The sequence below is a fragment of the Salisaeta longa DSM 21114 genome, from assembly GCF_000419585.1.
Classification (GTDB): domain Bacteria; phylum Bacteroidota; class Rhodothermia; order Rhodothermales; family Salinibacteraceae; genus Salisaeta; species Salisaeta longa.
The window spans coordinates 1,521,996-1,548,025 of sequence record NZ_ATTH01000001.1 but is presented as its reverse complement, the minus strand read 5'-3'; the positions used below and the strand labels follow the sequence as shown (position 1 = coordinate 1,548,025).

The 26,030-nt window shown below is 64.4% G+C and carries 28 protein-coding genes and 3 tRNA genes; 13 read left to right on the top strand and 18 right to left on the bottom strand.

Annotated features, from left to right (window positions below; translation table 11 throughout):
* Positions 1-24 precede the first annotated feature (24 nt).
* From pheS to infC, 4 genes are all read right to left on the bottom strand, one after another.
* On the bottom strand, positions 25-1,011 hold the full coding sequence (gene pheS / locus SALLO_RS0106390; protein ID WP_022835482.1) for a phenylalanine--tRNA ligase subunit alpha: 987 nt from the start codon (positions 1,009-1,011) through the stop codon (positions 25-27).
* A 141-nt stretch (positions 1,012-1,152) separates the two neighbouring features.
* Positions 1,153-1,500, bottom strand: coding sequence for a 50S ribosomal protein L20 (gene rplT / locus SALLO_RS0106385; RefSeq protein ID WP_022835481.1), 348 nt, complete (start codon positions 1,498-1,500; stop codon positions 1,153-1,155).
* 104 nt (positions 1,501-1,604) lie between these two features.
* Positions 1,605-1,799 carry a 50S ribosomal protein L35 gene (gene rpmI, locus SALLO_RS0106380; protein WP_022835480.1) on the bottom strand — a complete coding sequence of 65 codons (195 nt, stop codon included), beginning with the start codon at positions 1,797-1,799 and terminating at the stop codon, positions 1,605-1,607.
* 289 nt (positions 1,800-2,088) lie between these two features.
* The gene (gene infC / locus SALLO_RS0106375) at positions 2,089-2,607 is read right to left on the bottom strand and encodes a translation initiation factor IF-3 (RefSeq protein ID WP_028566978.1); all 519 of its coding nucleotides are present in this window, start codon (positions 2,605-2,607) and stop codon (positions 2,089-2,091) included.
* Positions 2,608-2,795: 188 nt separating this feature from the next.
* Here infC and SALLO_RS0106370 point away from each other — a divergent pair, with 188 nt between their 5' ends.
* The 7 genes from SALLO_RS0106370 to SALLO_RS0106340 all read left to right on the top strand — a co-directional run bounded on the left by SALLO_RS0106370 (position 2,796) and on the right by SALLO_RS0106340 (position 9,177).
* Positions 2,796-4,439 (top strand): S41 family peptidase, encoded by a 1,644-nt coding sequence (locus SALLO_RS0106370; protein WP_022835478.1) that lies wholly within the window; start codon positions 2,796-2,798, stop codon positions 4,437-4,439.
* A gap of 40 nt (positions 4,440-4,479) precedes the next feature.
* Complete coding sequence (locus tag SALLO_RS0106365; RefSeq protein WP_022835477.1) at positions 4,480-5,994, top strand: aromatic amino acid lyase; 1,515 nt, start codon at positions 4,480-4,482, stop codon at positions 5,992-5,994.
* Between the two features lie 7 nt (positions 5,995-6,001).
* A complete protein-coding gene (locus tag SALLO_RS0106360; protein WP_022835476.1) occupies positions 6,002-6,331 on the top strand; it encodes a 2Fe-2S iron-sulfur cluster-binding protein in 330 nt (109 codons plus the stop codon).
* 74 nt (positions 6,332-6,405) lie between these two features.
* Positions 6,406-6,885, top strand: a complete 480-nt coding sequence (locus SALLO_RS0106355; protein ID WP_022835475.1) for a hypothetical protein — start codon at positions 6,406-6,408, stop codon at positions 6,883-6,885.
* Between the two features lie 72 nt (positions 6,886-6,957).
* Positions 6,958-8,334 carry a tRNA uridine-5-carboxymethylaminomethyl(34) synthesis GTPase MnmE gene (gene mnmE, locus SALLO_RS0106350; protein WP_022835474.1) on the top strand — a complete coding sequence of 459 codons (1,377 nt, stop codon included), beginning with the start codon at positions 6,958-6,960 and terminating at the stop codon, positions 8,332-8,334.
* 199 nt (positions 8,335-8,533) lie between these two features.
* Positions 8,534-8,770: a FitA-like ribbon-helix-helix domain-containing protein gene (locus SALLO_RS0106345; RefSeq protein WP_022835473.1), complete on the top strand. Its 237-nt coding sequence runs from the start codon at positions 8,534-8,536 to the stop codon at positions 8,768-8,770.
* On the top strand, positions 8,767-9,177 hold the full coding sequence (locus SALLO_RS0106340) for a type II toxin-antitoxin system VapC family toxin (protein ID WP_022835472.1): 411 nt from the start codon (positions 8,767-8,769) through the stop codon (positions 9,175-9,177). The genes SALLO_RS0106345 and SALLO_RS0106340 overlap by 4 nt, the downstream gene beginning before the upstream one ends.
* A 487-nt stretch (positions 9,178-9,664) precedes the next feature.
* Here the strand turns inward: SALLO_RS0106340 and SALLO_RS18420 are convergent, their stop codons facing one another.
* Positions 9,665-11,347: a DUF2207 domain-containing protein gene (locus SALLO_RS18420; RefSeq protein WP_022835471.1), complete on the bottom strand. Its 1,683-nt coding sequence runs from the start codon at positions 11,345-11,347 to the stop codon at positions 9,665-9,667.
* Positions 11,348-11,773: 426 nt separating this feature from the next.
* On the opposite strand from SALLO_RS18420, the gene SALLO_RS18895 reads away from it, so the two are divergent.
* Positions 11,774-12,055 (top strand): endonuclease domain-containing protein, encoded by a 282-nt coding sequence (locus SALLO_RS18895; protein WP_040605732.1) that lies wholly within the window; start codon positions 11,774-11,776, stop codon positions 12,053-12,055.
* A 193-nt stretch (positions 12,056-12,248) separates the two neighbouring features.
* Here the strand turns inward: SALLO_RS18895 and SALLO_RS0106330 are convergent.
* Positions 12,249-12,332: transfer RNA gene (locus SALLO_RS0106330), tRNA-Leu, on the bottom strand.
* 322 nt (positions 12,333-12,654) lie between these two features.
* On the opposite strand from SALLO_RS0106330, the gene SALLO_RS0106320 reads away from it, so the two are divergent.
* Positions 12,655-13,638, top strand: a complete 984-nt coding sequence (locus tag SALLO_RS0106320) for a DUF4268 domain-containing protein (RefSeq protein WP_022835468.1) — start codon at positions 12,655-12,657, stop codon at positions 13,636-13,638.
* Between the two features lie 195 nt (positions 13,639-13,833).
* Here the strand turns inward: SALLO_RS0106320 and SALLO_RS0106315 are convergent.
* The 5 genes from SALLO_RS0106315 to SALLO_RS0106290 all read right to left on the bottom strand — a co-directional run bounded on the left by SALLO_RS0106315 (position 13,834) and on the right by SALLO_RS0106290 (position 15,250).
* A tRNA-Leu gene (locus tag SALLO_RS0106315) sits at positions 13,834-13,918 on the bottom strand.
* A gap of 112 nt (positions 13,919-14,030) precedes the next feature.
* Positions 14,031-14,273 carry a DUF4926 domain-containing protein gene (locus tag SALLO_RS0106310; RefSeq protein WP_022835467.1) on the bottom strand — a complete coding sequence of 81 codons (243 nt, stop codon included), beginning with the start codon at positions 14,271-14,273 and terminating at the stop codon, positions 14,031-14,033.
* Positions 14,274-14,278: 5 nt separating this feature from the next.
* Positions 14,279-14,626, bottom strand: coding sequence for a DUF6883 domain-containing protein (locus SALLO_RS0106305; RefSeq protein WP_022835466.1), 348 nt, complete (start codon positions 14,624-14,626; stop codon positions 14,279-14,281).
* Entirely contained in the window at positions 14,627-14,923 is a 297-nt protein-coding gene (locus SALLO_RS15670) for a hypothetical protein (RefSeq protein ID WP_157621312.1), read from the bottom strand.
* A 242-nt stretch (positions 14,924-15,165) separates the two neighbouring features.
* Positions 15,166-15,250, bottom strand: a tRNA-Leu gene (locus SALLO_RS0106290).
* Positions 15,251-15,469: 219 nt separating this feature from the next.
* On the opposite strand from SALLO_RS0106290, the gene SALLO_RS0106285 reads away from it, so the two are divergent.
* The gene (locus SALLO_RS0106285; RefSeq protein ID WP_022835465.1) at positions 15,470-16,918 is read left to right on the top strand and encodes a sodium:solute symporter family protein; all 1,449 of its coding nucleotides are present in this window, start codon (positions 15,470-15,472) and stop codon (positions 16,916-16,918) included.
* A 10-nt stretch (positions 16,919-16,928) separates the two neighbouring features.
* Here the strand turns inward: SALLO_RS0106285 and panD are convergent, their stop codons facing one another.
* The 4 genes from panD to SALLO_RS0106265 form a co-directional block, all read right to left on the bottom strand.
* Positions 16,929-17,354 carry an aspartate 1-decarboxylase gene (gene panD / locus SALLO_RS15665; protein ID WP_022835464.1) on the bottom strand — a complete coding sequence of 142 codons (426 nt, stop codon included), beginning with the start codon at positions 17,352-17,354 and terminating at the stop codon, positions 16,929-16,931.
* Between the two features lie 33 nt (positions 17,355-17,387).
* Positions 17,388-18,269, bottom strand: coding sequence for a pantoate--beta-alanine ligase (gene panC / locus SALLO_RS0106275; RefSeq protein WP_022835463.1), 882 nt, complete (start codon positions 18,267-18,269; stop codon positions 17,388-17,390).
* Between the two features lie 46 nt (positions 18,270-18,315).
* Positions 18,316-18,699: a preprotein translocase subunit SecG gene (secG, locus tag SALLO_RS0106270; protein ID WP_022835462.1), complete on the bottom strand. Its 384-nt coding sequence runs from the start codon at positions 18,697-18,699 to the stop codon at positions 18,316-18,318.
* A 90-nt stretch (positions 18,700-18,789) separates the two neighbouring features.
* Positions 18,790-19,338, bottom strand: a complete 549-nt coding sequence (locus SALLO_RS0106265) for an NUDIX domain-containing protein (RefSeq protein ID WP_022835461.1) — start codon at positions 19,336-19,338, stop codon at positions 18,790-18,792.
* 105 nt (positions 19,339-19,443) lie between these two features.
* Between SALLO_RS0106265 and SALLO_RS15660 the strand changes: the two genes are divergently transcribed.
* Entirely contained in the window at positions 19,444-19,908 is a 465-nt protein-coding gene (locus SALLO_RS15660; RefSeq protein WP_022835459.1) for a thiol-disulfide oxidoreductase DCC family protein, read from the top strand.
* Here SALLO_RS15660 and malQ read toward each other — a convergent pair.
* Genes malQ through SALLO_RS0106240 form a run of 3 tightly spaced genes read right to left on the bottom strand, consistent with a single transcriptional unit; the run spans position 19,876 to position 23,488 of the window.
* On the bottom strand, positions 19,876-21,378 hold the full coding sequence (malQ, locus tag SALLO_RS0106250; RefSeq protein WP_022835458.1) for a 4-alpha-glucanotransferase: 1,503 nt from the start codon (positions 21,376-21,378) through the stop codon (positions 19,876-19,878). The genes SALLO_RS15660 and malQ overlap by 33 nt on opposite strands.
* Before the next feature lie 25 nt (positions 21,379-21,403).
* Complete coding sequence (locus tag SALLO_RS15655; protein WP_022835457.1) at positions 21,404-22,948, bottom strand: PH domain-containing protein; 1,545 nt, start codon at positions 22,946-22,948, stop codon at positions 21,404-21,406.
* Positions 22,949-23,488, bottom strand: coding sequence for a PH domain-containing protein (locus SALLO_RS0106240; RefSeq protein ID WP_022835456.1), 540 nt, complete (start codon positions 23,486-23,488; stop codon positions 22,949-22,951). It abuts the gene before it with no gap.
* A 474-nt stretch (positions 23,489-23,962) separates the two neighbouring features.
* Here SALLO_RS0106240 and SALLO_RS17715 point away from each other — a divergent pair, with 474 nt between their 5' ends.
* Positions 23,963-25,060 carry a sensor histidine kinase gene (locus tag SALLO_RS17715; protein WP_022835455.1) on the top strand — a complete coding sequence of 366 codons (1,098 nt, stop codon included), beginning with the start codon at positions 23,963-23,965 and terminating at the stop codon, positions 25,058-25,060.
* Between the two features lie 17 nt (positions 25,061-25,077).
* Positions 25,078-25,944 carry an SDR family oxidoreductase gene (locus tag SALLO_RS0106230; RefSeq protein ID WP_022835454.1) on the top strand — a complete coding sequence of 289 codons (867 nt, stop codon included), beginning with the start codon at positions 25,078-25,080 and terminating at the stop codon, positions 25,942-25,944.
* Positions 25,945-26,030 lie beyond the last annotated feature (86 nt).

Below are 26,030 nucleotides of genomic sequence, written 5' to 3'. Positions count from 1 at the left end.
AGCGAAGCGGGTGGCGCCGTTCCCTTAAAACTGGTCGAGGAAGCGGACGTCGTTTTCGTAGAGCACGCGGATGTCGTCGATGCCGTAGCGCAGCATGGTCATGCGTTCGATGCCCATGCCCACGGCGTAGCCGCTGTAGCGCTCGGGATCGACGCCCGCGGCGCGAAAGACGTTGGGGTGAACCATGCCGCAGCCCAGAATTTCCATCCATTCGCCATCGCCCCACACGTCGACTTCGGCGCTGGGCTCGGTGAAGGGAAAGTAGCTGGGGCGAAAGCGCAGCTTGACGTCGGCGCCAAAGAGGGCACGGGCGAGGCTAAAGAGCACCTGTTTGAGCTGTGCCATTGATACGCCCTCGTCTACGTACAGCAGCTCCACCTGATGAAAGAGGCAGAACGACTTGTAGGAGATGGCCTCGTTGCGGTACACGCGGCCGGGCACGGCGATGCGTAGGGGCGGCTCGTTGGCCTGCATCACGCGAATTTGGCCGGGCGAGGTGTGGGTGCGCAGCACGGCCGGATCGTCGGTGGGCGCGTCCTGCAAGAAGAAGGTGTCTTGCATGTCGCGCGCCGGGTGGTCGGGCGGGAAGTTGAGCGCCGTGAAGTTGTGCCAGTCCGTTTCGATCTCGGGGCCCTCGTAGGTTTCGAAGCCGAGGCGGCGCAGGATGCGCAGGATTTCGTGGAGGGTGTGCGTGAGGGGGTGCAGCGAGCCGCGGGCGGGGGTGCGCCCCGGGAGGGTAAGGTCGATGGACGGGCCACGGGCCTGGGCTTCGCGCTCCAGCCGAGCGGTAGCGGCTTCTAGGCGCTCCTCGGCGGCCTGCTTCAGCGCATTGACGCGCTGGCCAAACGTCGGGCGCTCCTCGGGCGGCAGGTCGCCAATCTGCTGGAACAGGTTGGTGATGGCGCCTTGCTTGCGCCCCAGGTACCGAATACGAAAGGCCTCGGCGTCGTCGGCGCTTTCGATGGGGGCGGCTTCAATTTCCTCGTGCAGTTCGTCGATGCGGTCGGGCATGGGCAGCGCAGCAAAGAGGGAACGGAGGGACAAAACAAAGCCCGCCGCCTTGCGGGTGCAGGCGGCGGGCCAAAGAGGCGTTGCGTGCCGGGCACACCGGGGCGCGCGAAGGCCCGCGGCGGCGCGGCATGGGCGCAGGCGCTACGCCATCACGTGCTCCACCACCTGCGCAAAGGCATCGGGGTCGTGCACGGCGAGGTCAGCCAGTACCTTGCGGTTCATGTCGAGGTCCGACTTCCGGTACTGCCCCATAAACTGCGAGTAGCTCACGCCGTGCTGCCGGGTGGCGGCATTGATGCGCGTGATCCAGAGCTGACGGAAGCGCCGCTTGCGCTGCCGGCGGTCGCGGTAGGCGTACTGCAGGCCTTTCTCAACGGAGTGGCGGGCCGAGCTGTACACTTTGCTGCGGCGGCCCCAGTATCCCTTGGCCATGTTCAATATTTTCTTGCGACGACGGCGCGTGGCCGGCTTGTTTGTTGCGCGAGGCATAAGTGCGAGTCTTCGGTTGGCGTAAAGTCAGAGTGCAAACGTAGGCGCGCCTGCCGGAGGGTGCAACCCGACAGGCACGAAAAATAATCGAAGGGCCGGAGGCGTTAGCTAGCCAGCAGTTTCTTCACGCGCTTCAGGTCCGCTTTGTCCACCAGGTCGGCCTTCCGCAACTGGCGCTTCCGCTTCGGCGACTTCTTCGTGAGGATATGGCTCTTGTACGCTTTCTTGCGCTTCACCTTTCCTTTCGAGGTCTTCTTGAAGCGCTTCTGTGCGCCGCTGTGCGATTTCATTTTGGGCATACCAACAACACCGATTGCGTTAAATCAGAAAATAAAAGCTGTGGGCGCTCCCGGCGGGCAGCGCGCGGACCCAACTGTATGAGCCCGTGGCGGCGCGCGTTCCGCACAAGCAGCGGTGCATCAAAAATACGAGAACGCTTGACGCCCCCACGCCGCCGCCCGCTGCAAACGCGGGGCGCGCTGGTCCACGCGGCGGGCACGGGGTTTTGCGGAAGGGGCGCCCATGCGAAACGGCAACCCCCGAAGGCGTTGCCGCTCGCGTTGCGTTCCACGATGCGTAGGACGCACGTTACTTGTTTTTGTGAGGACCCAGCACCGTCGTCATGCGACGGCCTTCCATCTTGGGCGCCTGGTCGATGCGCGCGATATCCTGCACCTCCTCAATAAGGCGGCGCAGCAGGTCCATGCCCTGATCCTTGTAGATGATGTCGCGGCCCCGAAACTGGACGTAGGCCTTCACCTTATTTCCGTTTTCGAGGAAGCGCCGCGCGTGGCCCGCTTTAAAGTCGAAGTCGTGATCGTCCGTGCGCGGCCGAAACCGCAGCTCTTTCATCTGCATCGACTTCGAGCGCTTACGCTGCCGCTTCTCCTGCTTTTGCTTGCGGTAGCGGTACTTGCCGTAGTCGATGATCTTGCACACCGGCGGCTGGGCATCCGGAGCAATTTCCACGAGGTCCAGGTCGTGCTCGCGGGCCCGCTCCAGTGCAGCCTCAAGGTCTACCACGTCGTGCTCTCCGTCGGGCTCAACGACGCGCACTTCGTCGGCGCGAATTTCTCGATTGACGCGAACTTTGTCTGCGTTAGCGATAGTTGATCAGGCGATTGATTAAGGGAATGCGAGTGCGTGACGTAACGTGCCATCTTGCACGGGGAAACCGCTTGTGAGGTTTCCGTCAATTAGGGCGCAGCCCGGTAAATTGCGGACTCTTGGGAACGTTTCATGCGCGTTAAGATGGAATGAACACCGCGAAGTTAAGAAAAATGGGTCGTAGCGCCATGCAAACGTACACGATGCGCCGGGTTGGAGGGGTAGCGCTTGTGCTTCTCATGTTGGGAAGTGGGGTGTGGGCCGGCGCGCAGATGACGCGCGATGACCGCTTGTTTGAGCTCCGCAAAAATTTCCAGATCTTTGGAGCGATCTACGAGCACCTCGTCACCGATTACGTGGAGCCGCTCGACCCGGGGCGCCTCATGCGGGTGGGCGTGCGGGCGATGCTGCAGGAGCTGGACCCGTACACGACATTCATTGACGCCTCCGAGCGGGCGCGCATTGGCCTGATTACGCGCGGGCAGTACGGCGGCGTGGGCGTGCGGGCCCGCACCATCGAGGGGCAGCCGGCGATCGTGGAAGTGGTGCCGGGCAGTCCGGCCGATGTGGCAGGGATGCACGTGGGCGATCGGGTGACGCATGTGAACGGCATCCCGGTGCGCGCGCTGTCTGCCGACGGCGTCGACTGCTTGCTGTGCGGCACGCCGGGCTCAACGGTGACGGTAACGGTGCACCGCGCCGGTCGCCCCGCGCCCCTGCAGCTGACGCTCACGCGCGAAAACGTGCAGCTGCAAGATGTGACGTTTGCGGGCTTTCTGCGGCCCGGCATCGGGTACATCAAGCTGGAGCGGTTTACGCGCGGCGCTGGGGCGGCCACGCGGGCGGCGATACGCGACCTGCAGGCCGAGGGCACGGTGCAGCGGCTCATCCTGGATTTGCGCGGCAACCCCGGCGGGCTGCTGGGGGCGGCGGTGGACGTTGCGGAGTTGTTCTTGGCGTCGGGGTCGGTGGTGGTGAGCACCCGTGGGCGCGGTACCTCTCCCCGCACCTATCATACCGATCGGGCCCCGTTGCTGCCGCGGGCCGCGCTGGTGCTGCTGGTGGACGGCGAAACGGCCTCGGCCAGCGAGATTGTGGCCGGTGCGCTGCAGGATCATGATCGGGCGGCGGTGCTGGGCACGCGCACGTTTGGCAAGGGACTGGTGCAGGTGGTGCGCTCGTTGCCGCACAACACGGCGCTGAAGATGACGACGGCGCGCTACTACACGCCCAGCGGGCGCAGCATTCAGGATGTGGCCATTGGCGCGCTGGCCGACGACTCGCTGGCATCGGCCGATACGTTCCGCACCGATAGCGGGCGGCGCGTGCGCGACCATCGCGGCATTGAGCCCGATGTGCGCGTGGCGCCTGCGGTGCCCGCGGTGATTGAGACGCTGCACGCGAGGGGCGCGTTCTTCCGGTTTGCCAACCGATTTGTGGCGGCGCACCCCGCCCTGCCGGTGTCGTTTGCGGTGCGCGACGACAGCACGTGGCAGGCGTTTCGGACGTGGGTGCTCGATCACGAAATCGGACAACAAACGGCCGTGCAGCAGCGCCTCGACAGCCTTGCCACGGAAGCGCAGCGCGCGGGCTACGCCTCGGCGTTGGATGAAGTAGAAATGCTGGAAGCAGCCCTGGCCCGCGCCTTCGCTCAGCAATTAGACGCCGCAGCGCCGCAAGTGCGGCAGCGCCTGACGTATGCCATCCAGGCGCGCACGCTCACCCGACGCGCGCAGATCCGGGCGCACCTGTACAGCGATCCGCTGATTGAGCGCGCCTTTCAGCTGTTTCAACGGCCCGAGGACTTGACGAACATTTTGCGGCAGAAGTAGTCTACACGACGGTGCTGGTTCGTTTCTTTTCGTTTGTCCGTTGCCCGTCTTGTTTCCCGTTGGCCCAAACGTCCGCTGCTCTTGTGAGACCCTCATCGCTGCGGCGGAAAGTCCCGATCCGGTGCCGGTGCACCCAACGCCGGCCGCCGAGCGCGCCATGACCGAGGCCCGCGCGGCCCTCGATACGGTGCAGCGCCGGGGCGATCCCATCTACGGCGTCACAACCGGCTTCGGGCCGCTCGTGGAGCACGCGGCCCACGACACCGCCCACGACCACGCCACCGGCCTTCTGCACCACCTCAGCGCGGGCGCCGGCCCTGCGGCCGAGCGTGCCATCGTGCGGGCTACCATCCTGGCGCGCCTGCAGGCGCTTGCGCAAGGCCACTCGGCCCTCACGCCGGTCGTGTTCGACGCCCTGGCGGCGCTGCTCGCGCTGCCCGGTGTGCCCGATGTGCCCACGATCGGTTCGGTGGGGGCGAGCGGCGACCTCACGCCCCTCGCGTACATCGCCCGCGTGCTCCTTGGCGACGGTACCGTCCGACAGCCGGACGGTACGGTGGTGCCGGCCCGCGAGGCGCTGGCCGCCGCCGGACAGGCGCCCTTGGACGAACTGTCGCGCCGCGACGCCCTTGCACTCGTGAACGGTACGGCCTTCATGACGGCCTACGCGGCGCGCGCGCTCGTCCGGGGGGGGCGCTTGCTTGCCCGCGCGGAGGCCCTCACCGGCTGGCTCTACGGCCTGCTGCGCTGCCGCCGGGAGCCGCTCAACGATCGGTTGCACGCGGCCCGCGGGCATGCGGGGCAAGCAGAAAGTGCGGCGGCCATAGCGGACGTGGCCCGTACCTTTGAGCCGCCAACCGGCGACGAGCGGCCGTTGCAAGAGCCCTACGCCATCCGTTGCGCGCCGCAGGTGCTGGGCGCTGCCCGCGACCAACTGCGATACGCCGAGACGATCATCACACGCGAGCTGAACGGTGCCAACGACAATCCCATCACCGTCACCGAGCCGCCGGCCGTGCTGCACGGCGGCAACTTTCAGGGGCAGCAGATCGCTTTTGCATCGGATGCGCTGAACGCGGCACTCACCCAGGTTGGGCTTCTGGTTGAGCGGCAGATTGACCTGCTGCTGAAGCCGCAGTGGACTAACGATGCGCCCTTGCTGTTGGCGTGGACGCCGGGCGCGACGAGCGGGCTGGCTGGGGCGCAGCTTACGGCCACCGCGCTCGCGGCGGAGCTCCGCCAACATGCCCAGATGAACGCCACGGCCACCATCCCCACCAATGCCGACAACCAAAACATCGTGTCGATGGGAACGATGGCCGCCCGCGCCGCCCACACGCAAACCGAGCGTCTGGCGCCCATCCTGGCCGTTGCTGGCCTTGCGCTCACACAGCTCACGCACCTGCGCCGGGCCGAGCGTGCACCGGGTCCCGAAGCGCCGCTGCCCGACTGGATGCCTGCGGTGGAGCCCATCGTCGAGGATCGTCCCTTGCGCGCCACCATCGACCGCATCGCGCAAGCCTGGCTCGCTGCCGACGACGCGCTCCCCAACTGATCGCCCCATGAAGCCAACCACCCACACGGTGCGCGTCCACGACGGCGCGCGCTGGCATACCCTCGCGGTGCCGCACGGCACGCCCCTGCGCACGGCGTTGCTCCGGGCCGGGCTGTCGCCGTACACGGCCCTCACCCAGCGCTTCAACTGCGGCGGCCGCGGACTGTGCGCCACGTGTGGCGTTCGTGTCGACCCGCCGGCGCCCGCGCCCACCCACTGGCACGACCGCCTCGCGCAGCGCTTCGGCTACCCGCGCCTCTCCTGCCAGATGGCCGTCAACCGCCCGCTGACCGTGCACCTTTTGCCGGATAAGTACATTTGGCGCGAGCGCTCGTAGGCGTTTCATGGATCATCTGCGGACGGTCTTCCTTTCCATGCGCCGAATTATCCATTCAGTAATCGGTTGACGCCATGACGTTTATTCGCCGCTTTGTGCTTGCCAGCGTGCTCATCCTTGGCCTGGGTACGCTTCAGGCCCACGCGCAGCGCACCGACGGGGCGTTTGGCCTGGGCGCGCAGCTTGGAGACCCCACCGGCTTCACGGCTAAAATTTACAACGATGCGGCCCCTTCGTACGACCTTTTGATGGCCTGGGACGTGTCGGAGAGCGACTTCTTCTTTCTGAATGTGCACGCCCTTTTCGAGCAGCCGTTTACGCTTGAAAACGTCAACCAGCCGCTGGAGTGGTTCATTGGACCCGGCGCCTACATCGGCAGCCGCGAGAACCCCAACGAGTCGGATGCGGTCCTTGGCATCAGCGGCTCGGCCGGCATCAACTGGATTCCTGACCCGCGGGTGGAGGTCTTTGTGCAGCTAACGCCGCGCATCAACGTCATTCCAGAGACGACGGGCGACATTGGCGGCGGCGTTGGCGTGCGGTACTACTTCTAAACGTGGCTTGAGCCGTCAGCGGGTGGGCGCACCGGGGCGGTGCGTTGCATGTGGGGCCTCAGCGCAGCAGTCATGACGGATCGAAACGACACCATTGCAGCGATTGCAACGGCGCGCGGCGCGGCGGCGCTGGCCATTGTACGCACCTCGGGGCCCGCGGCGATCGACACGGTGAATGCCTGCTTTCGGAGCGCCGACCTTGCGTCCGCCGACTCGCACACCGCGCACGTGGGCTACCTCACCAACGCTGCCGGGGAGGCGATCGACCAGGTGGTGGTGACGCTCTTTCGCGGCCCGCGCTCGGCCACCGGCGAAGACGTGGTGGAGGTGTCGTGCCACGGCGGGGATCTGGCGCCGCAGCTGGTGCTGCAAGCCCTCTTGGACCAGGGCGCGCGCCTCGCGGCGCCGGGCGAGTTCACGCGGCGTGCCTTCCTCAACGGCAAACTCGACCTCGCCCAGGCGGAAGCCGTGGCGGACCTCATCCATGCCGAAGCGACGGCTGCCCACCGGGTGGCGCTGCAACAACTGCAAGGCCGCTACTCCGAGCAGCTGGAGGCGCTGCGCAGCGAGCTGCTGGACCTGTGCGGCCTCGTGGAGCTGGAAATTGACTTTGCCGAGGAAGACGTCGCCTTCGCCGACCGTGAGCGGCTGGCGGGATTGCTCGACGACGCCCACACCCTGCTCGCCACCCTGCTCGACTCGTACGCCACCGGCGCCAAGCTGCGCGACGGCGTGCGCGTGGTGATTGGCGGCCGCCCCAACGCCGGAAAGTCGACCCTCCTGAATGCTCTTGTGGGCCGCGATCGGGCCATCGTGAGCGCCACGCCCGGCACCACGCGCGACGAAGTGGCCGCCGATGCGGAATGGGACGGCGTGCGCTTTCGGTTTGTGGATACCGCCGGCCTGCGCGACACCTCCGACCAGATTGAAGCCGAGGGCGTGCGCCGCGCGGAGCGGTCGATGACCCAGGCCGACGTGCTGCTGTACGTCTACGATCTGCAGCGCGGGCTGGATGACACGGAGCGCTCGTTTGTGGAGGCGCGCCGCGCGCAAGACACCGGCCTGACGGTGCTGGTGGTGGGCAACAAGGCCGATGCCGTAGACGCGCCCGCCGCGCCAGACGCTACGCTGACGCTCTCGGCCGAGCGGGCACGCGACGATGCCACCCACCTCGATCCGCTCATTGAGCGCCTCACCGCCACCGTGCGCACCGACCTGAGCCGCTCCGAGGCCTCGTCCATCGTCACAAACCAGCGGCACCGGCAGCACCTGCGGGCCGCGCAGACGGCTGTAGAGCGCGCGCGCCACGCGTTGGATGCCGGCGTCTCGGGCGACCTGCTCGCGCTCGACCTCCGCGAGGCCCTCCACGAGCTGGGCGCCATCACCGGCGCCGTCACCTCCGACGACGTGCTGGGCCACATCTTTTCGCAGTTCTGCATCGGGAAGTAAGCGGTCTTACCGGCGGCGATAGCGTTTGGCGGTCCGGCGATCAGTCTACGCAGTGGATGCAGGGCATCGATCAGATTGCGCCGCGCCGTCTCGATGCGTTCACACTGCCGGTGTAGCACCCCGTCTGAATTGGAACGGTGTCAGCCATGGGGCGGTAGGCACAAATTCAATGGTTCCATAAAGACACCATATTGAAACCATGCCCACACTCACGTTGAAAGGCTTGCCCGAGGAACTGCACGATCGGCTCAAGGAGCAGGCCGAGCGTCACCGTCGCAGCATGAACAGCGAGGCGATCATGATCTTGGAGCGGACGCTTATGCCCACGCGCCAAAGCGCCGAGGCGGCCATCGCGAAGGCCGAAGCGCTGAATCGTAGGATCGGCAAGGCCTTTCCCGACATCGTCAACGAAGCGAAGCGGGAGGGGCGTGCATGATTGTCGTCGACAATGACGTGCTCAGCTATTTCTGGATTCAGATGGACACGGGTCGGTCGGCCCATGCTCGCCGCGCTCGTGAGCGTGATCCGAATTGGGTGGCACCCCGGCTCTGGCGCTCCGAGTTCCGGAACGTGCTCCGCGGGTATCTGGTGGGCGGCTACATGCGCTACGATGAGGCGCTTCAGTTTGCTCGCGACGCGGAAGCCGAGATGGTCGATCAGACGTACGAAGTCGCTACGTCCGACGTACTTCGCCTTGTGACGGAGACCGGCCATTCGGCCTACGACTGCGAGTACGTCGCGCTGGCCCAGCGGCTGGGCGTCTCGCTCGTGACGGGCGACAAGCGGCTGCCCGATCTCTTTCCGGACACCGCCGTGCTACTGGAGGATTTCGTTCGGCAATGATGGTGTACATCGTCCAGCGCGTAGATGCGCTTGCCGATCTCACACCGCGGCTGAGCCGGAGGTGACGCTCTGGCGCTACACCTGCTAGCGTCCGCGCAGGATCTCGACCACAAAGGCAAAGAGCCTGCACGATATGCTGCAGGTCTTTCTGAACGTGCGTGAGCCCGATCTGTGGCCTTCGTCTCAAACAGGCGCTCCCTACGGCTCCTGCGCGCCTATCACCATACGTTTTCAAAGGGCTCCGTCCGGTTCAATCTCGTGGGCATCCTTGAGGCGCACACCTATGCCGACTTCCGGATGCACATGTTCGCGCTAGATCCGCGGGAGCTGAAGCGGAAGCAAGGCGAATCGCTCCACGCGCCCGATTCGCTGGGTTGCTGGTGGGGCCACGGGGGCCGGAGGTGTAGGTCAACTGATGAGGCAGCTACGCGAGCGCCCCTGACGAGCAGCGGGTATCATCGATCGAAATACGCCGGAGCACCAAAAATTAAGCGGCCCCACCGCCGCCGCCTCCAGCGCCTCCGGCAGCCCCGGCACCTGCAGCTGCGCCGCCCGCTACGGCACCAGCCACGGCGCCCGCGCCCGTTGCAGCGCTCGTGTTGATAACGGTGAGGTAAATGGGCAAGAACGCCGCCACGGCCGCACTTGTCGCGTCTTCTGTGGCTTGTGCGGCGCTATCCAGCCAGTCCGGCAGGGCCATTGCCCGGGTGCTAGAGGACAGCGCGTCCTTCAATTCATCCAGCCAGGCTTTGTCAACCCTCGAGTCGAGCAGGAGCCAGGGCAGGTGGTCGAGCAGGCGTTCGGCAGCCGCTACGGGATCGCTATCGCGCTCAGCCTCAAGCTGTTCACGGAGGGCCTTGAGGTAGGCCAACACCTCGGCCTTGTGCTGCGCCCCAGCTTGCGTGATGACGTAGCGCTTCGTGCCGGCCACTAGCGCGCCAAGTCCCAAGCCGCCCAGCCCACCGGCCGCGATAGGACCGCCCCATCCGCCGATCAAAAACGGCGACGCAATGGCTGCGAGGACCAGCAGCGTGCCAACGGCAATCAAGCGGTTAGACCGCGTAGTGCGCGCCTCGAACCATCCGCGAGCGACCGTTTCTTCTTTGATGCGCGTCATCTGCGCCCGCTGATAGCTCGACGCCTGTTGCCCGAAGGCCTTAAGCGTATCGTACTGCTGGACCTCATCAAGCAGATCCGCCTCAAAGTCGGTCAGTCCAAACCGGTCGGTGGTGGAGCGCACCGTAACCACGCCGTCCGTGCCGGTCCAGCTTTCCTGTGGCTCGCAGTGCAGCGTGACGTGCCCGCGCTGGGCAAGGTCGAACAGCACCGCGCTGAACATCCGAAACCGTCCGGCGCTGTTTTTGTGGGCCAGGTGCGCCGCGTGCGGCAGGGGCAGGTCCGGGGGGCGGGACGCGGGCACCGTGTTGGGATCAACCGATGGGCCGCGCCACACGATCAGCGCCACGACGCCGCCGATGAGGCCCAGCACGACGAGCCCAATGGCTGTGACGGCCATCAGGCCGCCCACATCGTCATCCGATGCCGCTACGGCGATGCGCTGCGGGAAGCGGACGATGACGCGGTAGCCCTCGCCGGGTGGTAGGGCCTCGTGTGCAAAGGAGGCGGTCCAGCCCGTCCCGCTGCGCGCCAGCGTACCCGCCACCCGCGGCTTTACGGTCACCGAATCGCGCGGGATATCGCCAAAGGGGATCGATACAACAACATCCATGTCTCGGATGGGCACGGACCACGCATCCCCGATGGCCTGCCAGTCAATCACGTTGAAGCCGTCAGCAGCGTTCAGTGCGCCGTCTACGCTGTACGCAAGGTTGAACGTAGCGGGGGAGCTGCGCTTGGGAAAGGTCCAACGGATGGTGGCGGCGCCGTCCGTTGCGTTAGTCACTGCGGTGATGGGCGTATCGGGGCTCGTCACCTGCACAGCGTAGAGCGAGTCGAAGCGCGCTTGGGGGATTGTGCGCGTCGCGGTGGTAAAGGAGCCCCGCTGAAAGGCAAAACGAATCGTCTCCACCACGCGATACGTGCCGTCGGGCGCCAGGGTGAGGCGCACGTCGTAATTCGACAGCGCGTACCGCTTGTCCTGCGCGTGCGTCGGCGCGCTGAGCAACAGACCGCCAATGAAAATCAGTACCAGACTGCGCCAGTGCGCCATGGGATGGAGAGGTTCGTTTACTGATCGAATACAAGGCCGTATCAACAAACGGACAGCCCAGCAACGGATGCAACGAGGCATATCCACCCGATGTTACGCGCATCCATCGGCTACGCCAATCATCAGGCGGTGCGAGGGACGTTAATGACGATGATCGTATGCAGATGGCGGAGGTTGCTGTCGTCTCACGATGTTTGCGTGGAACAAGGACCGAAGCAATTCCCCCTCACGCTAACTCTCTCCCGCCAGGTAGAGAGCGTGTCCCGTGTAGCCTGTACTGCAAGGCAAGAACTGCTTATTCGTCGTGGCAAATACGCTCACCAGACCGTTCCTCTCCCTTGATGGGAGAGGGCGCCTAGGCACGTATCGCGGGCATCGGTCCGGCTCGAAAGAAGTTCAAAGGGAAGGTGTCGCTACAATCTTCGGATGTTGTGGCACCGCGTTCGTGGACGTCGCATGACTTACAAATTTCGTCGGCAAGTACCGCTCTGCGGATACATCGTCGACTTCGTGTGCTTCGAGAAAAAGGTAGTGGTGGAATTGGACGGCAGCCAGCATGCCGAACCAGACCATCGTGCGGCCGACCGAGTTCGGGACGAGACGTTAAAGGACGCCGAATTTTGCGTGCTTCGGTTCTGGAATCGACAAATTCACGAGTCACTGGACGCTATCTGCCGACAGATATATGCAGTATGTGCACAGCGCTAAACAAACGGGTAAGCCGTTCCCGGCAGGCTCCACTGAACAATTCACGCCAGGATTCTCGTTTCGAATCGTTCAGCGTTAAAGAAAACGGGCGGACGCTACGCACAGGCAGGGCACGTTTCGAAGCCCTTTCAAATTACGTGTCGTTTTATTTCAACTCACGCGGCGCGCTACAATGCCGACGGTTGTGCAGCGGTACCCGGGGGGGACTCGAACCCACACGCCCTCAACGGGCAACGGATTTTGAATCCGTCGCGTCTGCCAATTCCGCCACCCGGGCATTGCTGCAACCTCACTCAGCGACAAGTTGCTGATTTTTGTATCGTATCAACTTCAAGGCATGTACGGCACGACAACGAATGCGTGTTCGTCGGGGGCGAAGTCGCGGGTGTTGCGCGTGGCGAGCTCAAGCCCATGGCGCTGGGCGAGCGCGGCGTGCACATGCGCCATATTCAGGCCATCCTAGGCCACTCATCCACCAGCGTCACCGAGATTTACAGCCACCTCGCGCCGGAGGCGCTGGATCGAACGATGGAGGAGACGTTCGGTGAATAGTATCGCACCCCATAGCCAGAATCATCAGTTATCTCCAGTTCTACACCATGAACGAATCAACCTTAGGCATTCTGACGAAGGTGGATCCGCGCAAGATTTGGCCGGATGAAGCTCGCGATTTCACGCCGTGGCTTGCCAAGCAAGAGAACCTGGACCGACTCGCCGATACGATTGGCCTTGAGCTCCAGTTGGAGGGTACCGAGCAGAACGTCGGTCCCTTCAATGCTGATATTTTCTGCAAAGATACAGTGGATGATCAGTGGGTGCTGATCGAAAACCAACTGAGTCGCACGGATCACGCGCATCTCGGTCAGCTTCTCACCTACGCGGCCGGCCTCGACGCGGTAACCATCATCTGGATTGCTCGGCGCATCAGAGACCAACACCGCGCAGCGCTTGACTGGCTCAACGACGTCACCGAAGAAGGCATCGACTTTTTCGGCATAGAAATCGAGCTCTGGCAAATCGGGGATTCCCCGGTGGCCCCAAAGTTCAATCTCACGTCGAAGCCCAACGACTGGTCGAAAACGGTTTCGCGCACAACAAAGCAGGATGGGGAGCTAACTGAGACAAAGAAGCTCCAGCTCGAGTATTGGACTACGTTTTTCGAGCACCTCGAGGAGCACGACTGTCGAGTTCGTCCGCGAACCCCACAGCCGCAGCACTGGGCCAATTTTGCTGTAGGACGCTCCGGCTGCCAGTTGACTGCTCGGGTCAATACCCGCGACCACCGTGTGGCGGTCGAGGTTGCACTGAAAAATGATGCTCAGCCGCTCTTCCACCTGTTGAAGGAAGAAGGGGGGGCCATCGAAGAAGAAATAGGCGTTGAACTGAACTGGCTACCGAAGCCGGATAAAAAGCGCAGCTTGATTGAACACGAGTGGGACGCTGACCCCACGAATCGAGATACGTGGCCGCGCCAGCACAGTCGCATGAGGGAGCTACTCGACGCTTTTCACCGGGCCTTTTCCCCTCGCATTCGCCAGCTCGAACCTGGTGACTGGGTGCCACCAGAGGAATTGGAGGAATAGGCTATGGGTTGACAGACAGCTGACGCACCATAAGGGCAATCAGAATTGCGCGCCATAAAACAGTTCAGTGACTGACCACATACTGACCAATCACCTTTATTTTAGTGTATTTTGGTGCGGCTAGCGCGACGAAATCCCAAAACCAAATCAAACCGTAAATATCTGTTTATGGTTTATAAAATTTTTTTACAGGTGTACCCGAGGAGGGACTCGAACCCACACGCCCTCAACGGGCAACGGATTTTGAATCCGTCGCGTCTGCCAATTCCGCCACCCGGGCATTGCTGCAACCTCACTCAGCGACAAGTTGCTGTTTTGTATGGGATTAACTTCAAGGCGTATACGGCAGCGAGACAAAGGCATGCGCCTCGGGGGTGAAGTCACGGGCGTGTTCAACCCAAAGCACGGGCATGCGGCACTTCGCGCGGGCGCGCTAGGCGCACCTGCTCGGGACGGACGGACGTTACCGTCAGCGTTTCGCCGTCAAGCGCGGTGAACTCAACCTCATAGCCCGCCGCAGCGGACGGTTCCTCCGCGCTCCGGTGGACGAGCACCACGGTGCCAATGTCGCCGGCTTCCAGGTGGTGTTCCGGCAGGTCTTCGGTGAGTACGACTTGGCTCAGCTCTTCAATCATGGGAATCACGATGGTTTGTCCAGCGGATAGGCGGTCGCGAGATGCGGAACGTCGCGACCTTCTCTGATGAACCATACGGCGCGCAGTTGGGGGCTGCGACCAATCGGCGTTGTTATCATGCCTTCTACGACGTAGCGCGTACCGAACGGGGACGCTTCGGTGCGTGTCACGCCGTGCTGCCCGGCATGACGTTTGAGCGCATCCGCCAAAACTTCCCATTGATCGGGCGAAAACCCAAAGCCTTTAAAAAATTTCGCCTTGCCGCGCCCAGACGGGTGCCTCTCAGAAAGCAGATAATCGGTGATCTTTTCCTTGGGAACTACGGCCTGTTCGAGATTGGGAAGTGGCTCCATTTATGCTTTCGGGTCCCAAGGGCGCGTCCATTCCTCACGGATGCGGCGCTGGTATTCGAGGCCCTCAACGCGCTCCCAGATTCCCCGCGAGTCTTCCAGAAGCGCCCCGAAGCCGTCGCCCTGCTCGCGAGAATCAGCACCGGCGGTACGTCCGGACGGTAGCATTTCTTCGGACGGCTCCTCGGCGGGCCGTTCCAGGTCGAGCTGGCGTTCGATCTCCATCCAGTCGCCGTAGTCGATCTGCACGGCCACGGGCCGCTGGGCTTCGTCCATGACGATTCGTTTGCGTACTTTCATGGCGCAACCTCCGGTGGGGCATCGGTTCCTGCCAGTCGTTCAACGGCATTGTCTGCGGTCTGCTCCGCCAATTGGGGGAAACGCTCAAGGCGCATGGGGAGACTGAAAACGACGAAAAGGAGACGTCTTGGAGTATAGCAGGTATGCCAGGGCAATGCAACCCCCTGCAGGAGTTCCTCATGCTACGCGTTTGCAGCTTGCGATTTGCGCAAGGGGGTAGAACGTACAGAAGTGCATGGCGGTACCCAGGGTGGGACTCGAACCCACACGCCCTTAACGGGCAACGGATTTTGAATCCGTCGCGTCTGCCAATTCCGCCACCCGGGCATTGCGGAGGCCGCCGTACAGCGGCCGATGTGCGCACCCGTGAATGAACAGCTGTTTGGCTTGGTTCCGGCGCGGCCACCGCCCCACAGGAACTCCACAGAGCGCGCCCCGATGACGCGCGCCCGCCGGGGGATGCAACATGCACGTGACGACGAACCACGCGAGGCCCGCGTGGGTTCGGGCGCACGCGTTTTCTGCTGCCAAGGGGCTCTGATCCGCATGCACATCATCGACGGCGTCATCTTCGGGCTGTATATGCTCGGGGTGCTCGGCATCGGCTACTACTTCATGCACGACCACGACACGGCCGACGACTATTACCTCGCGGGCCGCGATATGTCCAGCGGCCACATTGGCCTCTCGGTGGTCGCGACCGACGTGGGCGGCGGCTTCTCCATCGGCCTGGGCGGCCTCGGCTTCATGATGGGCCTGTCGGGTTCATGGATGCTGTTTACCGGTTTGCTCGGGGCATGGATTAGCGCGGTGGTGCTCATCCCCCGCGTTAAGGCATTGGGCGAGGCCGAGCACTACTCCACCTTTCCGGCGCTCTTCAACCACTTCTATGGCCCCACGGCGGCGCTGCTGGCGGGCATCATCTCGGCGCTGGGCTACGCGGGCTTTACGAGCTCGCAGATCCTGGCCGGGGCCAAGTTGGCTACGGCGACGTTCGAGCCGCTCTCGCTTACCACGGCGCTCATCGCAATGGGCATTATCGTGGTGGTGTACACCGGCATGGGCGGCATGAAGGCGGTCATCTACACCGATACCGTGCAATGGATCATCCTGATGAGCGGGCTTATCTTCATCGGCTTGCCGCTGAGCTACGTTGCGGTGGGGGGCTATGCAGGGATTACAGCTGCGGTAGACCCGTCGATGCTGTCGCTTACAGACGTGACGCCGGTGCGCCTCATCAACTGGGGCGTAACCATCTTGCCGATCTGGTTTGTGGGCATGACGCTCTACCAGCGCATCTACGCGGCCCGCGACACCCAGACGGCGCAGCGCGCGTGGTACCTGGCGGGCCTCTTTGAGTGGCCGGTGATGGCGTTTATGGGCGTCACCCTGGGCCTCTTTGGGCGCGTAGCGGCCGAGCAGGGTATGTTCGCGCCGATGGGCTACCCCTCGGCGGCCGTGATGGATGCGGAAATGGGCCTGCCGCTTTTGCTGCGTACGGTCTTGCCCGTGGGCCTCTTGGGCCTCATGCTGTCGGCGTACTTCTCAGCGATCATGTCGACGGCCGATAGCTGCCTGGTCGCTGCCTCGGGCAATCTCACGTCGGATATCATCGATGCGTTTTTGCCGTCCGAGACGCACGCGCAGGCGGTGCAGCGGTCGCAGTGGGCCACGGTGGGCTTGGGGAGCGCGGCCCTCGTGCTGGCGCTTTCCATGGAGAACGTCCTGAACCTGATGCTCAAGTCGTACGCCTTCATGGTGTCGGGCCTGCTGGTGCCGCTGCTCGGCGCGCTCTTTACGTCATGGGGCACGCGTGCGGGCGCCATTGGGGCGATGCTTGTGGGCGGCACCACGACGGTGGCGCTGGGCGCAAGCGGATGGGCGCTGCCCTGGGGATTGGATGCCAATGCGTTTGGCATTGCCGCGGCGGCCGCGGTATACAGCGCCGTGTCGTTGGGATGGCCGCAGCCCGCGCACCCGACGGAAGCAGCGTAGGACGAGCGGGCTACGCGGAGGCGGGGACGTCGTTGCGGACGCGCTTCGGCTCGCGCGGCGGGTCGTGCTGCACATCGAGCGTCATCACCTCTTTCGGGTCGTTGTTCTCGTCGACGATGACCACGCGCGGCTGATGCTGCTCGGCCTCCTCGGGCGTCAGCTCGGTGTAGGCGATGGCAATCACTTGGTCGCCGGTGCTGGCGAGGCGCGCAGCCGGACCGTTGAGGCACACGGTGCGCTCGCCCCGAACGCCGGGGATGGTGTACGTTTCGAGGCGCGCGCCGTTGTTGACGTTCACCACCTGCACCTTCTCGTAGGGCAAGATGCCGGCTTCATCCAGCAGGTCGGCGTCGATGGTGATCGAGCCTTCGTAGTAGAGGTCGGCCTGGGTGACGCGAAGCTGGTGGAGCTTCGCCTTGAACATCGTAATGGTCATCGGCGGGCGAAACGTCGAGAGGGAGCAAGCGAATCAGGCGGCGGGCACGGTGACGAACGCGTTGTCGATGAGGCGCGTGTCGCCAAAAAAGACCGCCACCGCAGCCAGTACGTCCTGGCCAGGGTGCAGCGTGTCGACCGGGCGCAGCGTGTGGGCGTCCACCACCTCAGCGTATTGCACGCGGGCGTCGGGGGCGCTGCGCAGCGCCTGCTGCATCGCACCTACCACCGCTTCGGCCCGCTGTTCCCCCGCCTCGATGCGCGCGCGGGCCGCCGAAACGGCGTCGGAGAGCACGGTCGCCTGGGCGCGTTCGTCTTCCGAGAGATAGGCGTTGCGCGAGGACCGTGCCAGCCCGTCGGGCGCCCGTACGATGGGTACGCCCACGATGTCGATGTCAAACAGCAATTCGTCGGTCATCCGCCGCAAAATGACGAGCTGCTGCGCGTCTTTTTCCCCAAACACGGCTACGTCGGGCCGGCAGGCGTTAAACAGCTTGGTGACGACGGTGGTGACGCCGCGAAAGTGGCCGTCGCGGTAGCGGCCGCACAGCGTTTCGTTGAGCCGGTCGACGGTGACCCACGCCAGGGGCCCGGCCAGCGTGTCGTCGGCGTGGTGCGGGTACATCTCATCGACCGAGGGGGCAAACACGGCATCGACGCCTAGGGCATCGAGCTGCTCGCGGTCGGCGTCCAGCGTGCGCGGATAGCTCTCGTAATCCTCGTCGGGCGCGAACTGCGTGGGGTTGACGAAGATGGAGACGGTGACGTGATCGGCGTGGTCGAGCGCTTCGCGCACCAGGGCCAGATGGCCGTCATGCAGCGCGCCCATGGTGGGCACCAGCGCGTGGGTACGGCCGGTGCGGGCCACGGAACGCGCATGCTGCTGCATCGCGTCGACGGTGCGAAAAACCTTCATGCAGGGGGAGCCAACCGATGAGAGAGGGCCGCGCGGGCTGGAGCGATCAGTTGCTGCCGCCTGTTCCAGCGCCGTTGCCCGACGGGGCGGCGCCATTGCCCGGAAGCGGCGCAGCGCCTTGTCCCGGCGCGGGCGGCTGCGGTGCGGTTTGCTGCGTTTGCCCCTGTTGCGCATTCTGCTGAATCACACTGCCCTCTTCGCCGGTGTCGATGAAGAAGTTGCTCAGGATGCACAGCACCACAAAGATCGAGGCGAGCGTCCATGTTGCTTTTTCCAGCAGATCGGGCGCCTGCCGCGAGCCCAGCACCTGGCGGGTGGCACCGGTTGATGCGATGCCCGCGAGTCCGCCTCCCTGTCCGCTTTGCAGCAGAATGATGATGGACATAAGGAGCGCGATCAGCGCAATCAGGACGATCAGGAACGTAAACATGAGGGTGCAGGTCCGTGCAACAAGAATCCGGTGAAGGCGCAAGTGCGCGCCACGTAGCCTATGCAAAAAACACGCGACGCGTGGGTTGTTTCACTCTGCTGAATTTTCAAGATGCGCCGCGGCCAGCGTTAGGGCCGTGACGGTCTTCATGTCGCGTAGTTGCCCGGTGCGTGCGCGCTCGACGGCCGCGGCAAAGTCGAGGCGCTCCACCTCCACAAACTCGCCTTCGGCCAAGTCTTGCGTGCCCGCCTCCAGGCCTTCGGCCAGGAAGAAGTGAATGACCTCGTTGCTGTAGCCGATGCACGGGTAGATGGCCCCGAGGGCCGTGAAGCGCGCGGCCGTGTAGCCGGTTTCCTCCGACAGCTCGCGGGCCGCGACGGTGGCGGGGTCCTCGTCCGGACGGTCCATCTTGCCGGCGGGCACTTCCAGAAAGGTGCGCCGCGGCGGGTACCGAAACTGGCGGATGAGCACCGTCTCGCCCGTGTCCAGCAGTGGCACAATGGCCGCCGCGCCGGGATGGTCGATCCATTCGCGCACGCCGGTGCTGCCGTCGGGCAAGCGGGCCGTGTCGCGGTAGGCGTGCAAGAGGGCGCCGTCGTAGACGGACTCAGACGTGAGGGGCGCTTCGGTCAGCTCCATGCGGCCGGGGCGTGCGTGAACTTGAAAGACTCGATACAGTGCAACCTGTGCAGCAGGCGATGGATTCGTCGCTTCAATCCGCGCTTCTTCATCATCAGCAAGCCGATGGCTCCCATTGTTTTGTTTGACGGCGTGTGCAACCTGTGCAACGGCGCCGTCGACTTCGTCATGCGGCACGACGCCCACGAACGGTTCCGGTTTGCGTCGTTGCAGTCGGAAGTGGGCGAGACGCTGCTGCAGGCTTACAACCTGCCCGCCACCCTCGACAGCCTCGTCGTCATCGCCGACGGCCGCGCGTACACCCAGTCGGAGGCGGTACTCCGGATCGTGCGCGACCTGTCGTGGCCCGGCGCGCCGGTGCTTGCGGTTCTGTTGGGCCTCATCCCGAAGCCGGTGCGCGATGCCGTGTACCGGTGGGTGGCCGCGCAGCGCTACGACTGGTTCGGCACGCGCGACACGTGCCGCGTGCCCACGCCCGAAGAGCGCGCACGCTTCGTTACCGCCCCGGACGACATTGACGGCGGCGCGCTTAGCGGTTCAGACCGGGGCGCGTCCGTAGGTGAGCGTTAGCTCCTCCAGCCATGCTGCATCGGCCGCCTCCAGCTGATCAGGTGTGAGGCGCCACGTCCAATTGCCTTCGGGCTCGCCGGGCGTGTTCATGCGGGCGGCGGCGCCCAGCCCCAGCACGTCTTGCATGGGCACCACCACGCGCTGCGCCACCGAGGCCATCAGGGCACGGATGGCGCGCCGGTGCACCGCGTCGTTGGGGCCAATTTCGAGGTAGCGGCGGGCAAACGCGCGGTCCTCGTCCGACGGCTCATCGGCCCACCACCCGCAGATGGTGTTGTTGTCGTGCGTGCCGGTGTACGCCACGCAGTTGGAGCGGAAGTTGTGGGGGAGGTAGGCGTTGGAGGGGTCGTTCTCGAAGGCAAACTGGAGGACGGCCATGCCGGGCAGGTCGAACGCGTCGCGCAGCTCCGTCACATCGGGGGTGATGGTGCCCAGGTCTTCGGCTACGATGCCGTCGAGGCCCACCACGTCGGCCAGGCGCCGGAAGAACGCGGCCCCCGGGCCGTCGGCCCACGATCCTTTAATGGCCGTAGAGGCCGAGGCCGGGATGCGCCAGTACGACGCAAACCCCCGGAAGTGGTCGACGCGGGCCAGGTCGATCCGGCCAAGGACATGCTGAAAGCGCCGCATCCACCACGCAAAGCCATTGTGCGCCATGCGGTCCCATCGGTAGAGCGGGTTGCCCCAGCGCTGCCCCTTCGGACTGAAGTAGTCCGGCGGAACGCCCGCTACGGCGGTGGGGGCGCCGTCGCTATCGAGCTGAAAGAGCCGTTGGTGCGCCCACACGTCCGCGCTGTCGTGGGCCACGTAGATGGGCACATCGCCAAAGAAGCGAATGCGGCGGGCGTGGCAGTAGGAGCGCAGGGCCGCCCACTGGCGCTGAAAGAGGAACTGCCAGAACGCGTACATGCGGCGCTCGGAGGCGTACACCTCGCGGGCGGTGTCGAGGGCATCGGGGTCGCGGTAGGCAAGGGCAGGATCCCAGTCGGTCCAGGGCGCGCCGTCGTGGGCATCGCGCAGCGCCATGAACAGGGCGTAGTCGTCGAGCCAGTCGGCGTTGCGCGTCCAGAACGTCCGAAAGGCCGCGCGGTCGGAGGCGCCGCTTGCCGCTTCAAAGCGCTGGAAGGCCGTTTCGAGGACGGCGCGCTTGGCAGGCATGAGCCGATCGAAGGCTACGTGGTCCTGGGGGAGCGCGCGCAGCGGGGCCACGTCATCGTCGGTAAGCAGGTCTTGTTCGAGGAGCGGGTCGATGGCAATGAGCAGCGGGTTGCCGGCAAACGTGGAGGGGCTGGTGTAGGGCGAGGCGCCTTTCCCCACCGGCCCTAAGGGCAGCAGTTGCCAGAGCTGCTGGCGCGTGTGGGCGAGCCAGTCGGCGAAGCGGTAGGCCGCGGGCCCCAGGTCGCCAATGCCGTAGGCGCTGGGTAGCGAGGTGATATGCAGCAGGATGCCGCTGGTACGAGAACGAGGCAACGGTTGGGGGCGGTTGGGAGAACAATTACGAGGAGGCGGGGGCCGGGAGGGCGCGCCGGGCGCTGCGGCGCACAAGCAACTGCTGGTGGTACCACGCAAACCGGGCATGCAGCTGTTCCATGAGTGCGCGGGCTACGGGCTGCGGCAGATCGATAATGTCGGGATACGCCGCAGACGAGGCCCCGGCCGTATCAACAAACACGTTGGCCACGTTCAGGCGCCGCTGAAAGACGGTCGCCGTCTGGTAAAACACGTGAAACTTGGACACAGGCATCACCCAGAGCCGCTGGCGCAGCACGCCCCGGCGCACATACAGCTCGCGGCCCGACAGGGTGTACGCGTGGTAGCGGTACTGAAGCACCGCCCACCCAAAAGCAGCAGGGAGCAGTGCGAGCAGCCACCACGGAGCGGCCACGCCCGCCGGATGCCACCAGTCCAACGGCCACAGCCATCCGCCAAGGCCCACCAGACCAACCAACGCGCCGGCATAGCGCACAAAGCGGCGGCGAATCGTGATGGGCGATACCGAGGTGAAGTCCTCCGGCAAATGGAAGCGGTGCACCCGCTGCGCGAGCGCCACGGCATCCGCAAACTGAGCAAACGGCGCAATGACGCGGTGGCCTTCCTCCTCCACATCGAGCCCCATCGTCTGCACCTTGAGCGTGTACCAGCCAAACGCGCGCATCAGTGGGTTTGTCTCCAGGATGAGCACCTGCACCTTTTCCAGCGGAATGGTGCCTTCGGTAACGGCGAGCAGGCCGTGCTTTTTGTGGAGCTTGTCTTCATCGAGCCACAGCCGAAAGCCGTAGAACCGGTTGACGTGCAGCACGACGCCCGTGGTCCATCCGAGCAGCACGGCGGCTCCGGCCGTGAGCAGGGCCGTGAGCGCGGGCGACGCGTAGGCCGCTTCCGCAACTTGTTGCACCCATCCGCGCGACTGCATGAGCCATGCGGTGATCTGGTTGGGATCAAAGAACTGCGTGACGGAAAAAATGACAGCAATGTACAGCAGCGAAAAGCGGAAGGCGCCAGAGAGCAGGACGCGTGGCGTGTTCATGCCGTACAGCAGGTCGCGCCGATCCGTTGCATCGTCTGCCGGCTGGGCCGTCCCATCGGCCTGTAGGGAGCGAATGGTCTGCCGGATGCGTTGCGCTTCGTCGATGTGCACATACTCCAGCACGCCTTCGGTAGAGCTGCCGCCTGCAGTTTCGATCTTTACGCGGGCCAGCCCAAAGAAGCGAGCCATGAGCGGGCGCTCGATCTGGATGTTTTGCACGCGTTCGACAGGGATGCTCCGGTTCTGTCGGCGGATGACGCCCCGCTGGATCACGATTTGTTGCGGGGTAATCTGGTAGCGCAGCCGCAGGTAGCGCATAATGATGGCCGGAAGGGCCACGAGGCCATAGAGCCCCGTCATGAGCAGCGAGAGCCACGGGTCGTTCGACGACGAGCCGGTGAGCACGGGCAGCAGCAACAGCACCACGGCCGGCAGGCTCGCCAGGATGCGCAGCAGCAGCGTGAGGGGGTGCAGGCGGCGACCTTCCGCAATGTCGGGGGCGGCGGCAGGCATTTACAGCGAGTTGTCGGGCAACGGATCGTCGAGAATGAACTGCCGCACCTGGTCGCGCAGGCGCTCGGCGTCGTCCAGCGGCAGGCCCGGAATGGTTACGTCGCTACTGCGCGACCCTGCCGTATGCACCACCAGGCGTCCCAGACCAAATTCGCGCTCCAGGATGTTCTGCGACACATCGAGGTGCTGAATGCGGCGCAGGGGCACCACCGTGCGCACATGTGTAATTACGCCGTGCATCAGGTAGAGCTCGTTGGGGCGCAGCACAAAGCGCCAGGCCCGGTACTGCCAGTAGGGCCACAGCCACGCTCCTAGCCCCAGAAGCACGCCTACCGCTACAGTGGGCACGCCCAACGGAAGTGCTGGATCGGGCGCGTACCAGCGGGTCAGGTCGTAGAAAATGACGGCCAGCCACAGCGCGCCGCCCCACAGTCCCCACATGCTGCGCCACACCGCGCGAACGGAGGGGTCGAGCGTGCGCAGCGCGTCCTTCGAAGGCGGAAACGGAGCGGTGGCATCGGGCGGAGGGGAGGCGTCCACAGAAAGCAACCGGCGGAAAGAAATCGGGCAACGGACACGAAAGGATAGCGACAAAGATAACCCAAGAGCACCGGCAGAGGTTCAGGCGTTACGTGGCGGGCCGCGCGTGTGTCTTCTGCGAGAAGACCGGGCAGGCGCCAGCGGCGCAGGAGCTCTGGCGCAAAATGCGGTGCACCATGGATCACCGCACCAAACACCAATGTATCACGATAAAGTAAAAAAAGACGCACCCACTGCGTCTGATGGTGCATCCAGCTTTTGGCGATAGTATATGCCATAAAGTAGCTGTGGCGGCTCTGGTACGGTGCTGCCTTCGAAGCGCCGTACACTCGCCATCCAAAATAAGCAGCCACAGAAAACGTAAGCATATGCTTATGTAGTTAATAGAATGCGGCGATAGAACCTCCAGCATTTCATAGGCGCTACGACAAAATTGGGCCATGCCCTATGCGTTTCTTACGATCTGATGATGGCATGCCGCCTGTAGACGCCGTGCAGCCGCCCGCAGCGCAGCCTTCTGATAGTGGGTTGCCCGTGGCCGTAATCTCCCTGCCCGATATTCTGCCAGGCATTGGGGCGTCGGGCGAGCTGGTGCTGTTGGCGGTACTGCTGGGCATTCTGATCTTGCTCGTTGTGCAGTGGCGGTCGCGCCAGTTGCGGCAGCGGGCGCAGCGCCTGGAGCATATGGTGGCGGAGCGTACGCGCAAGGTGCGGCAGCAGGCCCGTCAGCTGCAAAAGTACAACCGGGAGCTGTTGCGGAGCAATGCGCTCTTGCAGGATGCGCTGGAGGAGAATTCGCGCGTGCTGGGGGTTGCCGCGCACGATCTGAAGAACCCCATCTTCGGCATTCGGGCCCTTGCCGAAGTATTGCTGGAGCGCGACGGGCTGGATGAAGAAGTGCACCGCAAAATCTCGCTCATGCAATCCTCGGCCAACGAGTCGCTTACGCTCATCGATGATTTGCTGGCAACGGCAGCCGGCACCGACGACGACAAGCCAACCGCCGAACGCGCTATCGTGGACGTGGCCGATTTGGCGCAGTGGGTGGTTGTGGGCTTTAAGGCGCAGGCCGATCGCAAAGATCAGGTCCTAGACCTCAATATTCCGAGCCGCCCGTGCACCGTGCGGGCGGAACGCCGCCGCCTGCGGGAGGCGATGAACAACCTGGTGAGCAACGCGCTGAAGTACGCGCCGAAGGGGACCACCGTTGCGATATCCGTGCAATACGCGCCCGACGAAATAAGCTTTGCGGTACGGGATGAGGGTCCCGGGCTTACGGAAGAAGACAAGCGGCACCTCTTTCAGCCGTTTCAGCGTCTTACGCCCGAACCTACGGGCGGGGAAAGCTCGTCGGGGCTTGGGCTGTACATCGTGAAGCAAGTCGTGGATCAACACGACGGCCGCGTGACCGTTGAAAGCACGGTTGGCGAAGGAAGCACGTTCAAGATATGGTTGCCTACGGCCGACAAGCCGCGTGCGTCAACCATCGAGGACGAAGAGGAAACCGTCGTTGACGACGATGACGTAAATGTTGAGCGGCTTTCTTCGCACTCTACGCAGGTCAATGGATAAAACACACGCCGTACAACATGCCTGATGCCCCCCTGTCGATCAGTGTTTTGGGATGCGGATGGCTGGGCCGCCCATTGGCTGCGGCCTGGGCCGCCGACGGATACACGGTGTACGGCGCCACCACAACCGAAGCAAAGCTGGATGTTTTGCGTGGCGACGGCATCCGGCCGGTGCTGTGTCGTCTAGAGCCCGAGGTAACGGGTGAGGCGCCGGAGCGCCTGTTCGACGCCGATGTGCTGGTGCTCAACGTCCCCCCGTCGCGCGCGCCCAACGACCCGGCGGCGTATCATGCGCAACAGGTGCAGGCGGTGGCGCGGGCGGCGCGTGAGGGGCGCACCCGCTGGATCGTGATGGCGAGCTCCACCGGGGTCTACCCGCCAACCGACGGTCCGGTGACCGAAGCCGATGCCTGGCCCGACGCGCTCGATGCGCTTCCGCCCCCGCGGCGCGCGACGAGCCGGGCGGTGCGCGCGGCCGAACAGACGCTGTGGGCGGCGCGCGACGCCCTCGACATCACCATCGTGCGGCTTGCCGGCCTCTACGGCGGCGACCGGCATCCGGCGCGCTACCTCGCGGGCCGCGCCAACGTGAGCCGCCCGCAGGCCCCCGTCAACCTCATCCACCGCGACGACTGCATCGGGCTGCTGCGCGCGCTGGTTGCCCAAGACGCACGCAACGATGTGTTTAACGCATGCGCCGATCGCCACCCGGCCCGTGCCGACTTCTACCCCGCAGCGGCGCGCGCCATGGACCTCGCGCCGCCCACATTTGATACAGACGACGAAGCCGGTGGCAAGCGCATCGTCAACGACAAAATCAAGGCGCGTCTCGGCTATACGTTTCAACATCCCGATCCGATGGCCGACGTGGCCGGTCGTGCATGACGGCGGCTTGGGGCGATCTTGCGTTGCAGGCACGAAGAGGCTATCCTAAAGACTCGTGCTTTTGCTCACTCATCCGCCGCTCGCCC

What these genes read in the sequence shown, in the direction of transcription:
- pheS (WP_022835482.1), bottom strand. Translation starts at nt 1,011, where the DNA reads ATGCCCGACCGCATCGACGAACTGCACGAGGAAATTGAAGCCGCCCCC.
- rplT (WP_022835481.1), bottom strand. Translation starts at nt 1,500, where the DNA reads ATGCCTCGCGCAACAAACAAGCCGGCCACGCGCCGTCGTCGCAAGAAA.
- rpmI (WP_022835480.1), bottom strand. Translation starts at nt 1,799, where the DNA reads ATGCCCAAAATGAAATCGCACAGCGGCGCACAGAAGCGCTTCAAGAAG.
- SALLO_RS0106370 (WP_022835478.1), top strand. Translation starts at nt 2,796, where the DNA reads ATGCAAACGTACACGATGCGCCGGGTTGGAGGGGTAGCGCTTGTGCTT.
- SALLO_RS0106360 (WP_022835476.1), top strand. Translation starts at nt 6,002, where the DNA reads ATGAAGCCAACCACCCACACGGTGCGCGTCCACGACGGCGCGCGCTGG.
- SALLO_RS0106355 (WP_022835475.1), top strand. Translation starts at nt 6,406, where the DNA reads ATGACGTTTATTCGCCGCTTTGTGCTTGCCAGCGTGCTCATCCTTGGC.
- mnmE (WP_022835474.1), top strand. Translation starts at nt 6,958, where the DNA reads ATGACGGATCGAAACGACACCATTGCAGCGATTGCAACGGCGCGCGGC.
- SALLO_RS0106345 (WP_022835473.1), top strand. Translation starts at nt 8,534, where the DNA reads ATGCCCACACTCACGTTGAAAGGCTTGCCCGAGGAACTGCACGATCGG.
- SALLO_RS0106340 (WP_022835472.1), top strand. Translation starts at nt 8,767, where the DNA reads ATGATTGTCGTCGACAATGACGTGCTCAGCTATTTCTGGATTCAGATG.
- SALLO_RS18420 (WP_022835471.1), bottom strand. Translation starts at nt 11,347, where the DNA reads ATGGCGCACTGGCGCAGTCTGGTACTGATTTTCATTGGCGGTCTGTTG.
- SALLO_RS18895 (WP_040605732.1), top strand. Translation starts at nt 11,774, where the DNA reads ATGTTGTGGCACCGCGTTCGTGGACGTCGCATGACTTACAAATTTCGT.
- SALLO_RS0106320 (WP_022835468.1), top strand. Translation starts at nt 12,655, where the DNA reads ATGAACGAATCAACCTTAGGCATTCTGACGAAGGTGGATCCGCGCAAG.
- SALLO_RS0106310 (WP_022835467.1), bottom strand. Translation starts at nt 14,273, where the DNA reads ATGATTGAAGAGCTGAGCCAAGTCGTACTCACCGAAGACCTGCCGGAA.
- SALLO_RS0106305 (WP_022835466.1), bottom strand. Translation starts at nt 14,626, where the DNA reads ATGGAGCCACTTCCCAATCTCGAACAGGCCGTAGTTCCCAAGGAAAAG.
- SALLO_RS15670 (WP_157621312.1), bottom strand. Translation starts at nt 14,923, where the DNA reads ATGAAAGTACGCAAACGAATCGTCATGGACGAAGCCCAGCGGCCCGTG.
- SALLO_RS0106285 (WP_022835465.1), top strand. Translation starts at nt 15,470, where the DNA reads ATGCACATCATCGACGGCGTCATCTTCGGGCTGTATATGCTCGGGGTG.
- panD (WP_022835464.1), bottom strand. Translation starts at nt 17,354, where the DNA reads ATGACCATTACGATGTTCAAGGCGAAGCTCCACCAGCTTCGCGTCACC.
- panC (WP_022835463.1), bottom strand. Translation starts at nt 18,269, where the DNA reads ATGAAGGTTTTTCGCACCGTCGACGCGATGCAGCAGCATGCGCGTTCC.
- secG (WP_022835462.1), bottom strand. Translation starts at nt 18,699, where the DNA reads ATGTTTACGTTCCTGATCGTCCTGATTGCGCTGATCGCGCTCCTTATG.
- SALLO_RS0106265 (WP_022835461.1), bottom strand. Translation starts at nt 19,338, where the DNA reads ATGGAGCTGACCGAAGCGCCCCTCACGTCTGAGTCCGTCTACGACGGC.
- SALLO_RS15660 (WP_022835459.1), top strand. Translation starts at nt 19,444, where the DNA reads ATGGCTCCCATTGTTTTGTTTGACGGCGTGTGCAACCTGTGCAACGGC.
- SALLO_RS15655 (WP_022835457.1), bottom strand. Translation starts at nt 22,948, where the DNA reads ATGCCTGCCGCCGCCCCCGACATTGCGGAAGGTCGCCGCCTGCACCCC.
- SALLO_RS17715 (WP_022835455.1), top strand. Translation starts at nt 23,963, where the DNA reads ATGCCGCCTGTAGACGCCGTGCAGCCGCCCGCAGCGCAGCCTTCTGAT.
- SALLO_RS0106230 (WP_022835454.1), top strand. Translation starts at nt 25,078, where the DNA reads ATGCCTGATGCCCCCCTGTCGATCAGTGTTTTGGGATGCGGATGGCTG.